11 protein-coding genes are annotated in these 9,447 nt (G+C 35.3%); 2 read left to right on the top strand and 9 right to left on the bottom strand.

Annotated features, from left to right (window positions below):
- Positions 1-140 precede the first annotated feature (140 nt).
- Complete coding sequence (locus ACY65O_RS02030) at positions 141-950, bottom strand: DUF2249 domain-containing protein (protein WP_462219184.1); 810 nt, start codon at positions 948-950, stop codon at positions 141-143.
- A 136-nt stretch (positions 951-1,086) separates the two neighbouring features.
- Entirely contained in the window at positions 1,087-2,046 is a 960-nt protein-coding gene (gene ric / locus ACY65O_RS02025) for an iron-sulfur cluster repair di-iron protein (RefSeq protein ID WP_462219183.1), read from the bottom strand.
- Between the two features lie 177 nt (positions 2,047-2,223).
- On the opposite strand from ric, the gene ACY65O_RS02020 reads away from it, so the two are divergent.
- The gene (locus ACY65O_RS02020; RefSeq protein ID WP_462219182.1) at positions 2,224-2,697 is read left to right on the top strand and encodes an OsmC family protein; all 474 of its coding nucleotides are present in this window, start codon (positions 2,224-2,226) and stop codon (positions 2,695-2,697) included.
- Between the two features lie 99 nt (positions 2,698-2,796).
- Here the strand turns inward: ACY65O_RS02020 and ACY65O_RS02015 are convergent, their stop codons facing one another.
- From ACY65O_RS02015 to ACY65O_RS02000, 4 genes are all read right to left on the bottom strand, one after another.
- Positions 2,797-4,638: a hypothetical protein gene (locus ACY65O_RS02015; RefSeq protein ID WP_462219181.1), complete on the bottom strand. Its 1,842-nt coding sequence runs from the start codon at positions 4,636-4,638 to the stop codon at positions 2,797-2,799.
- A 127-nt stretch (positions 4,639-4,765) separates the two neighbouring features.
- Positions 4,766-5,215 (bottom strand): hypothetical protein, encoded by a 450-nt coding sequence (locus ACY65O_RS02010; RefSeq protein WP_462219180.1) that lies wholly within the window; start codon positions 5,213-5,215, stop codon positions 4,766-4,768.
- 20 nt (positions 5,216-5,235) lie between these two features.
- A complete protein-coding gene (locus ACY65O_RS02005; protein WP_462219179.1) occupies positions 5,236-5,712 on the bottom strand; it encodes an acyl-CoA thioesterase in 477 nt (158 codons plus the stop codon).
- A gap of 24 nt (positions 5,713-5,736) precedes the next feature.
- Complete coding sequence (locus ACY65O_RS02000; RefSeq protein WP_462219178.1) at positions 5,737-6,108, bottom strand: putative zinc-binding protein; 372 nt, start codon at positions 6,106-6,108, stop codon at positions 5,737-5,739.
- A gap of 176 nt (positions 6,109-6,284) precedes the next feature.
- Between ACY65O_RS02000 and ACY65O_RS01995 the strand changes: the two genes are divergently transcribed.
- Positions 6,285-6,725, top strand: coding sequence for an RrF2 family transcriptional regulator (locus ACY65O_RS01995; RefSeq protein WP_462219177.1), 441 nt, complete (start codon positions 6,285-6,287; stop codon positions 6,723-6,725).
- A 37-nt stretch (positions 6,726-6,762) separates the two neighbouring features.
- Here the strand turns inward: ACY65O_RS01995 and mnmE are convergent, their stop codons facing one another.
- From mnmE to ACY65O_RS01980, 3 genes are all read right to left on the bottom strand, one after another.
- Positions 6,763-8,112, bottom strand: a complete 1,350-nt coding sequence (mnmE, locus tag ACY65O_RS01990) for a tRNA uridine-5-carboxymethylaminomethyl(34) synthesis GTPase MnmE (RefSeq protein ID WP_462219176.1) — start codon at positions 8,110-8,112, stop codon at positions 6,763-6,765.
- Between the two features lie 45 nt (positions 8,113-8,157).
- The gene (locus ACY65O_RS01985) at positions 8,158-8,685 is read right to left on the bottom strand and encodes an ExbD/TolR family protein (RefSeq protein WP_462219175.1); all 528 of its coding nucleotides are present in this window, start codon (positions 8,683-8,685) and stop codon (positions 8,158-8,160) included.
- A gap of 109 nt (positions 8,686-8,794) precedes the next feature.
- Positions 8,795-9,447 (bottom strand): energy transducer TonB (locus ACY65O_RS01980; protein ID WP_462219174.1); only part of this gene is annotated, 653 nt, incomplete at its 5' end.

Raw genomic sequence — 9,447 nt, 5'->3', positions numbered from 1 at the left:
GTTGCATAAATGCACTTTCAGAAAAAAATAATAGAATTGTTGCAAACAAAAATGATATTGCAGCATATCCATAAAATGGCAGCACAACTTTATAAGTGGTATTTTTTACAAGATCATCATTTTTATCAGCGGTAAACATTTCAGACTTTAAAAATTAACAGGTGTACTTCTCCATCGCTTATCTCTTTAATGCGATAGTCAAACTTTCTTTCTACTAATTCAGGTAACAAAAATACAGGGATACGTTTATGATAAACAAACAAAGCATTCTCACCGGGTAAATTATCTAATGCTTCTAAAATACTGTGCATGGGCAAGGGCATTTCCAGTTGGCGTACATCGATGGTTTGCAATTTGCCTGCAAACTTATTTAATATTTCTTCCCACCCATTTGACGCCACATCAGTAATTTCTAAATTATTAAATGCTATTGATGTTGATTTATAAAAATAAGTTTCCACCAGGTTATCATTTACAACATCAGCATACACTTCAAAACCATACCTCTCTAACAACTTGATTAAAGGTAAGGGTGTAAAAGTATTTATGATTTTTAATACCTCGTCTGCTTTAATAGTTTTTACTTTTTTCGTAATCATTGTCAACGGATCTTTTCCCGATGCAAGTAAAGGCCGAACATCTAATGTGATAAGTTTATCTTTATGCAGGGTGTTTATAAAAGAAGGTAGTTTCTTTATTTTTGATACAACAGGTTTTATAGATTCATCCATTTGAAACCCCAAAGGTTTTAATTTTTCATAAAACGAATGTATACTGCATCCACTCATTGCACAGGCCATATTTATACTGGCCCTGCCCGCCATCAACTTGCGTAGTATGGGGTTGCGTAATTTTTCAAACTTCGGGCTAATACTTATTATTGCCTCCAAAGCAGCGGGATGCTGTTTAATAATTGCACCAATTTTGGTATTGGCATTGATAAAAATCATGTAATAAATATTTATACTGAAATTAAAAAGTTCGTTTTCTAAAATAAAAATGCCTGCTTTTTTCCGGTTTCATATTTATCAGGTTTTATCTTCCTGATTTTTTATTATTGCACAGGCATTTTTTTCAGGAGGTTTTTCAATTATTCATTTCTTTTTCTGTCTGCAAAGCTTTTGGAAAAAGAATATTATTCTCCAGATGAATATGCAAATGAAGGTCTTCTTCAAATTCATCCAGTAACCTGTACAACAAACTGTAACTGGCACATGCATCCTGCGGTAATAGATAATTGCTGGATAGTATTCTTATTTCTTCCAGATTTTTCCCTACCAGTTCATGTTCCATCTCCATCATATTTATTGGGGTTTGTACGCTGCCAAAATGTGGTGCATCTAAGGGAGTTGTATTTTTATTGGCTGCCACCAATTCTTTAATGTATGGAAATAAAACTTTTTCTTCTTTTGCCATATGAGCAGTGAGTTCAGCATAAATTTCCTGCACCAACTGATTAATGCGTACCAATTCGGGATGCTGAGCGCCATGTACTTTCATCACTTTTTCGGCAAAAGCTTTTATATTAGGCAAATTTTTATTTACATAACTGTGATGGGTGTTCACTATATAATCCGACAGAAAATCTAAACTCCAGTCGCCGTAAGGAAGTGGACGACTTAAGGGGATCTTATCGGCCTGCTGAAGTTCCTGTTCTATTTTAGTTACGTCCAATCCTTTTTCTGCACAAGCCTGCTTTACTGTTTTTTTGCCTCCGCAACAAAAATCTAATCCGTACTTTTTAAATATTTGTGCTTTGCGTAAATCAGTGGCCACTATCTGCCCCAATGTTTCTTCACTTTCACTATTCATGCGTTTCGAAATTTTTACTTTCCAGCTTTCAGGCCCCTGTTCCAGATATTCCCAGGTAAATATATTTCCTCTTTCGCCCAGTAATTGATAATACAATGGTTTAGGATCATGATCGTTGTGAATGGTTAAACTTTCGCCTTCTGTAAGTTCGTCGAAGCGAACAAAAATAGTGGGATGTTTTTGTCTTGGCTCCAGTAAGGTTACATTCAGGATGTTTTCAGTTATTGTTTGCATATTATTTATTTTTTAAAATGATTTGATACATCAAAGATAAATTAATAAAAGCATTTAAATACTTTTATTAGCCATAAAAAGGCTCAACTGACCAAGCTCATATTTTGATACACAACAGTATGACATGGATCATGATACAGCAAGAATGGGTATTTTATTTTTGTTGATAAAAAGAATATGGCAAAACACGAAATTGAAACACAGTGGATGGGAAAAATGCAATTCAATGCATTAATAGATGGGCATACTGTGGTAATGGACGCCCCCGAAAAATCGGGTGGTGAAGAAAATGGGCCAATACCCAAACCTTTTGTACTGGCTGCATTAAGTGGTTGCACAGGCATGGATATAATAGCATTGTTGAGAAAATTAAATATTACAATTGGTGATCTTAACATTATAGTTACCGGAGAACTAAGCAAAAAAGCTCCTGTACAATATATAACTATTCATTTAAAATATATCTTTAAAGGCGATGTGGCACAAAAAAATGCTGCAGTAGATGCTGTAAATGACAGCCAGGAAAAATATTGTGGCGTAAGCAGCATGCTTAAAAAAGCATTGCCGGTAACCTGGGAAATTATTTATAATGGTGAGCAGGTTTTTACCAATATATTTGTAGAAGCGTTAGTTGGTGCCGATAGCATGTAAAATATAACAGAAGAAAGAGATAAAATAAACTAACCTATTTTCTATAAAAACATTCCCGAAATATTTATGCCTTTTTAAAAACAAGAAAAAGCCATTGTATCAAATATACAAATGACTTTCTTTTGTCACGTATTGGTCTTCAGAGATAGAATATTGAAGATTTAAATAATCCAGTTCGTTTTCAGCAACCCTCAGTGCTGTAAAAAACTGGTTACTGTAATTTTCAATTAAGCCTTTAATGCGGTGATAGTAATTAATACCATCTTTTAAATTATTAAAAAATGCTGCAAGGTATTTTTTTGTTTTAGCCAGTTGATCCGCAACAATATTTTCTTCCAGCTGCTCTTTAAAATAATTAAGGTATAACTGCAGCTCGGCAATAAACATATGCGGACGGTTGTTGTTGGTGAGTATGTTTTCTCTTCCATAAATATGGTTGGTCATGGTTTGTAAAGAAACAATACTGGAAAAATTCACAATGTTAGGTCCGGGACAAACAGAAACTGCATTCAGGTTCTTCACAAAACTTTCTTTATTATTAATTGCAGCAGGATTACTGAGCCCAATACATAAACATTCTTTGGCCAGTACATTACTTAATTGTTTTTCATATGCTGCTGCAGGTAAATTCAACGATTGTAATTGTGCAATTTTAAGTTTTTGATATTTGTGCGATGCAGTACAAATTGGTTCAACAGTAAACTCTGTATTGGAAGCCAAATGTTTTTCCGTACAGGGGCTTCCGGGCTTTCCTTTGCTGATACGTAATAATTTTTCTGTTTCAGCACTGGTATTTTTAAGATAATGAAACCTTATACCCAGTGGAGAATTGCGGCTCAGCACCACATCTTTTTCTTTTGCATCGCTCAATAATTTTAACGTGGCATCATCAACAGTGGTAGCTTCGGGCACCAGCAAAAAAGGTGTTCCCCATCCGGTACTTTTAATATTATAATGGTGGTGTAACAAATCATCTTCCTCGTGAGTACCAATACCACCCTGCGCCGAAATAATTATTTGAGGAGGATAATTAAATTTTCGGTTACTTCTTTTTTGCTGTGCAGGATTATATATTTCAAAAAGTGCATCCACCAGTTCTGCTTTATTATTTTTAAATTCTTCCAGTATAGGGCCCATCAAAAAACCATCGGTGGCAAATGCATGTCCACCGCAGTTTAATCCCGACTCTACTCTGAATTCACTTACCCAAATTCCTTTTTTGGCTAAATATTTTCCCTGTATCAAAGCCGAACGGTAATCACTTACTTTTACAATTACCTTTTTTGTAAACCCACCATCTTCATTCACATCAAATTCCTTACAGGTACCCAGGTAATTATATAATCTTGGATTCATGCCTGCAGAAAAAATTACCGACGAATTATTCAATTCACTTTTTACATACCCACGCAAAGCAGCGACAGCATCGGAACCATCTTCAATAATTTCTCCTTTTTTATTATAATAATTACGGTCGGGTTTGGTTAAAATATTTACATCAATACTGCCCGCCCTTATTTGGGTGCGTAAATATATTTCCAGTTTTTCTTTTTCATGATAATTGCTGCAGTTCATCATTTGCCGGTACATTTTTTTTAACGCACTGGTATCAGGTAACATCTCAAAGTATTTCACAATTTCAGAGCCTGTTTCAAATGCAGCCATTTTCAACCGCTCTACCTGCTGCTTAACTATCGTGTTTACAAGGTTTAAATAATCCGTAATTCTTTTTGCCCTGTAATCATCTTCCTCAATGGTGATGGGCTGATACTGCTGGTGAATAGTGGGATAATAATGTTTTCTCATCATTTCTATTAAGCGGTCTTCTACAATAGAAATAACTGAGGATATACCAAAACGGGCCACTTTAACAGGCGTATCGATGGTAAAGGCAATACCCATTACGGGTATATGAAATTGATGATGTGCGGATGAATACATAAGTGTGGCAGGTAACTTAAACCTGTAAGTAATAATTTTAAAAAATGATGTAATAAAAGTATGGCTGTTAACCAGTCCTTATTTATTGAAGATGTAAAGATAGGTTTAATTAAGGATATTTTTGTCCTTAATTATTGTTAAAGCAAAGTGCTGCTTCATCTCTTCTCCAGATTATTTTTTTTCCAAATCCCAAAGTACTGTCCGTCATCTTAATTTGGTTTATTTGAATGGTCCAAATATCACCGGCAACAGCCACTGCAAGGGGATTTTTTTTATAATAATATCCTGCTGCAGTTTTTGCCAAAGGATCTTGCCTGTTTAAAACAATGGCTTCAAACTGCATACCTTTTACCATAAGGGTGTTTAGTTTGTCCGGTAAAATTGTTCCGGCAACAAACGGATTTTTTTTCATCAGCCCGGCATGATGTGAAGCGGCAGATGATTTAAAAGAAAGCAGCACCCCATCGCTATTAAAAGCATAAAAACAACTAAAGCAATATGGTTTACATTGTTCATCAACACAACAAATAGTAGCCGTGCTTTGCTGTTGCAGAAATTTTAAAATGGTCTCATTCATAAAATAAAATGTTTTAAAATTTAGATTTTTTTTGAGATCCTGTTGTTCTTCCTGCTTATTGCAGCAGTGTATTGTTTTTTTTGCAATGCAGTTACCGGCTTCACTGCAATAACAGGTGTTGCTTTACCATTTTCATCAAGTGCTACAAATGTAAAATAGGCTTCGCTGATTAAATATTTTTTTCGGGCCAAAACTTTTCTTGCAAAAGCCTGCACAAAAATTTCCATCGAAGTAGTAAAAGCCCTTGTTATGACAGCATTGATAGCTATTATATCCCCCACGTTTGCAGCTGCATTAAAATCAACCTGGTTTATGGATGCAGTTACACCAATTTTGTCGGCATGGGTTTGTGCACAAACAGCTGCTGCAATATCCATGCACTCTACCAGCCTGCCACCCTGCAATAAACCCATTGGATTGGTATCGTTGGGACAAACCACTTCAGTTTTAACAGTTGCAGAATAAGCTGGAAGTTTATAGTTACTTAATTTTTTCATTATTAACTAAAGGGTGAGACATTTTTACGAGACTTTTAATTGCTGTTGGATCAATGCTGAAATAGCATCAGCTTCTTGTTTATCAAAATCCTGGTGACCTCTTTTTTTAACATTGAGAACACTTAATTCAAAATAATAATCGGGTTGTAAAGAATGATTACCCAGGCATGCTTTACTGCATGCCAGGGGGCAACCATCAATTGCAATCACTTTTCTTCCTGATAAAGCTGTACGCACAATGCTTTTAACATTGCCACCTAAGCCAGCGACGCATGACATTTCAGCAATTCCCTTTCTGTCTAACTGCAATGCAAGGTAATTGGCCATTTGGGCAGCGCTGGAACAACCAGAACAGGAATACACAAGGGGGTTTTGATTTGTGATTGTACTTATCATAGGAAAATATTTTCTTTCCAAAGCAGTAATATCATGCAAAGATACTATTTAAAGATATATTTGTCCTTATTTATTTTAAACATAAGTAAAAGTAGTGCTGAATGCAAAATGCAATCACTAACGAATAATGCGTTTGTGTAAAAAAAATTGTAGTTTTCTTTTTTAAATTAACAGCTATGTTTTCTAAAGCAACAGAGTATGCATTAAGGGCCACTATTTTTATTGCCCAAAAAAGCACCCCGGAAAAAAAACTGGGTATTGAAGAAATTGCTAAAGCCATTGATTCACCCCAATCATTTACTGCAAAAATTTTGCAATCCCTAACCAGGAATAATGTTATCAGTGCAGTACGTGGCCCCAATGGCGGATTTTATATTGCTGATAAAGCAAAAAAACTTCCGGCACGTGCAGTTTTACAGGCTATGGGTGAAGATGATGTATTGGAAAAATGTGTGTTGGGATTAAAAAAATGTTCAGAAACTCAGCCCTGTCCCATGCATGAACAATACAAATCGATTAAACAACAGCTTATAAAATTATTTGTTACAAAAACTATTGCTCAACTTGCTGATGATATTAAAGATGGAGTTATCTTTATCAGTAATAAAAAAAAGTAAGTGTGGTAGATTTTTTATTGTTGTGAAATAATAAAATTTACTTGCCGATACAGAATTTGCTAAACACATAATCCAGCACATTTTCATTGGTAATAGTTCCGGTAAGTTCGCCAATATGCTGCAGGCAAAGTTTTATATCGGGTGCAATTAAATCGGTGCTAAGGTTAGCTTGTAAATTTTGTTGTATAGATAAAAGATGTGCTTTAATCTTTTGCAGGTGCTCTAAATGCCGGGTGTTGGTAACTAATGTGTTTTCAGTATTTATTTCCTGTTGAATTATTTTATTATAAAGTGTATCAGTAAGTTGTTGAATACCGTTTTTATTTTTGGCTGAAATGTATAAATAGTTTTCATTTTTATTGGTGGGCAGTTTTGCGTCTATTTTATTTACTACTACAATATAATTTTTATGCCTGATGCTTTGCAGCAGTTCGGTATCAATATCACTATCTTCCACAATCATTAGAACTATATCAGCCTGTTCAATTTTTTCCCTGCTTTTTTTTATACCAATAGTTTCAATTTCATCTTGTGAATGACTTCTAATACCTGCTGTATCAATAAAATGAAAAAGTATGCCTTTAATATTTATAGTTTCTTCAACTGTATCTCTTGTAGTACCTGCAATGGCGCTTACAATGGCCCTTTCGTCATTAAGCAAAGTATTCAGCAAGGTGCTTTTACCAGCATTGGGTTTACCAATAATTGCAACTTTTACGCCATTAGTAATAACATTTCCTAAATTAAAAGAATCAATAAGACTGCTTATTTTCAGAAGAGAATTATCTAAAAGTTCATTAAATTTTTTTCTGTCGGCAAACTCAACATCTTCTTCGGCGAAATCTAATTCAAGTTCCATTAATGCACTAAACTCAATTAGTTTTTCTCTTATCTCAATTAAATCTTTTTTAAACCCGCCTTTTAAATTATGCAGTGCTGCCTGCTGCTGTGCATTACTGTTACTTGCAATTAAATCTGCCACCGATTCTGCCTGTGTTAAATCTAACTTACCATTTAAAAAAGCACGTTGAGTAAATTCTCCCGCTTTTGCCAGTCTTGCGCCTTTGTGTATGCAAGCCTGCATTATTTGTTGCTGAACATAAGCACTTCCATGGCAGCTTATTTCCACCACATCTTCGCCGGTATAACTTTTAGGATTTTTAAAAAGAGAAATTACTACTTCATCAATTACTCCATCATCTTCTTTTAATAAACCTACATGCAGTGTGTGTGACAGCTGATTATTTAAATTTTTTGAAGGGAACAACTGATTGATAATTGCAATTGCCTGCTGTCCACTTAACCTTACAACACCAATAGCACCAATGCCAGGCGGGGTTGCAATCGCTACAATGGTATCTTCCCAAACAGAAATGTTGTTTTGCATGCGGCAAAGATACCGCCTGTGTTTACTAAGGCAGAACTTTAGGCATTAATTTTTTGCCAGTATTTTTTTATCCGCCTCATTCAGCTCATCTATAAAATAATGCTTAATATTATTGATGGTTACTTCATCGGCCATATCAACAAAGTTTTTAAATGCAGATTCAGCCCCGGGTTTAATTATCAATACCATATCATCTGCAGTGCCTTTTGCATTTTTTACTGCAGCTAATTTTTGGAGCAGAATTTTCCTAATGCCCTCGTTTGTAAAAGCAGTTTCTTTTACAGGTGGATTATTTTCGGGCATACCCTCGTAATAAAATATCTTATTGTCTTTGCCCAGCATAACCGTAAGTACGCAAGTTTCACAAACAGGATTTTTAATTGTATCAATTTTATCATTGGGTGTTATTAAATTCATTGCGGTAGGCTTTGTTAGTGCCGTAGTAAACACAAAAAAAGTAAGTAATAAAAAACCTAAATCAACCATCGGAGTTAGATCTACACGGGTACTTTTTTTATTTAATTTTTTACCGTGATTTTGTTTTGCTGTTGTTGCTGTTTGTATTTCTGCCATAGTTGTAAGTTTTATAAGAGACAGCAAAACAATTCTTTTCCATAATCAACAGCACAAAAAAAATCCTTCCGTTAAACGAAAGGATTTGAAATATTTTTAAAAGAAAATTTTACTGAGGCTGAACCGAAAAGGTAATTGGCTGACGGCGATATGCATTTACATTACGTCCGTTTTGTATTGCTGGCGTCCAGTTTTTGGTTCTTTTAATAACCCTTATTGCTTCCTGGCAAATACCATAACCCGGATCACTTTCGCAACTAATATCGCTTAAGCTGCCATCTTTGCTTACAACAAATTTTACTATTACGGTAAGGTTACCTTCTGGTGCACCGTTTTCGCCGGGCACTTCGGTATTAAGATTTTTTTCAAGATAGCTGCGCCATGCCCTGTCTCCTCCGGGGAAACCAGCTTCTACTTCCACCTTGGTAAATATCTTTCCTTCATCATCATCTACTTTTGGCACTTCAACAACACCAGTTCCTTTATCTTCCACCGGTGCCTGTACTACCTGTTCTTTATTATCACTTTCTACAGTTTTTGTACTGATGGCCTGGTCTTCCTTTATCTCCTCAATTTTCTCTTCAGGTTTTACCTCTTCATCTTTTACAATTTTAGGAGGTGTAAATTTTACCTGGTTAATTTCGGGAGGTGGCGGTGGCTTTGGCGGTGGCGGTGGCGGTACTACAGGTGGTGGCGGTTCTTTTTTTAATTCTGCCATTTGTGTATCTACCACATCAATAGTTTCAGCACTGTTTTTGCCTA

The sequence above is a fragment of the Ferruginibacter sp. genome, from assembly GCF_031430955.1.
Classification (GTDB): Bacteria; Bacteroidota; Bacteroidia; order Chitinophagales; family Chitinophagaceae; genus Ferruginibacter.
This window is presented reverse-complemented; position numbering and strand designations above follow the sequence as displayed.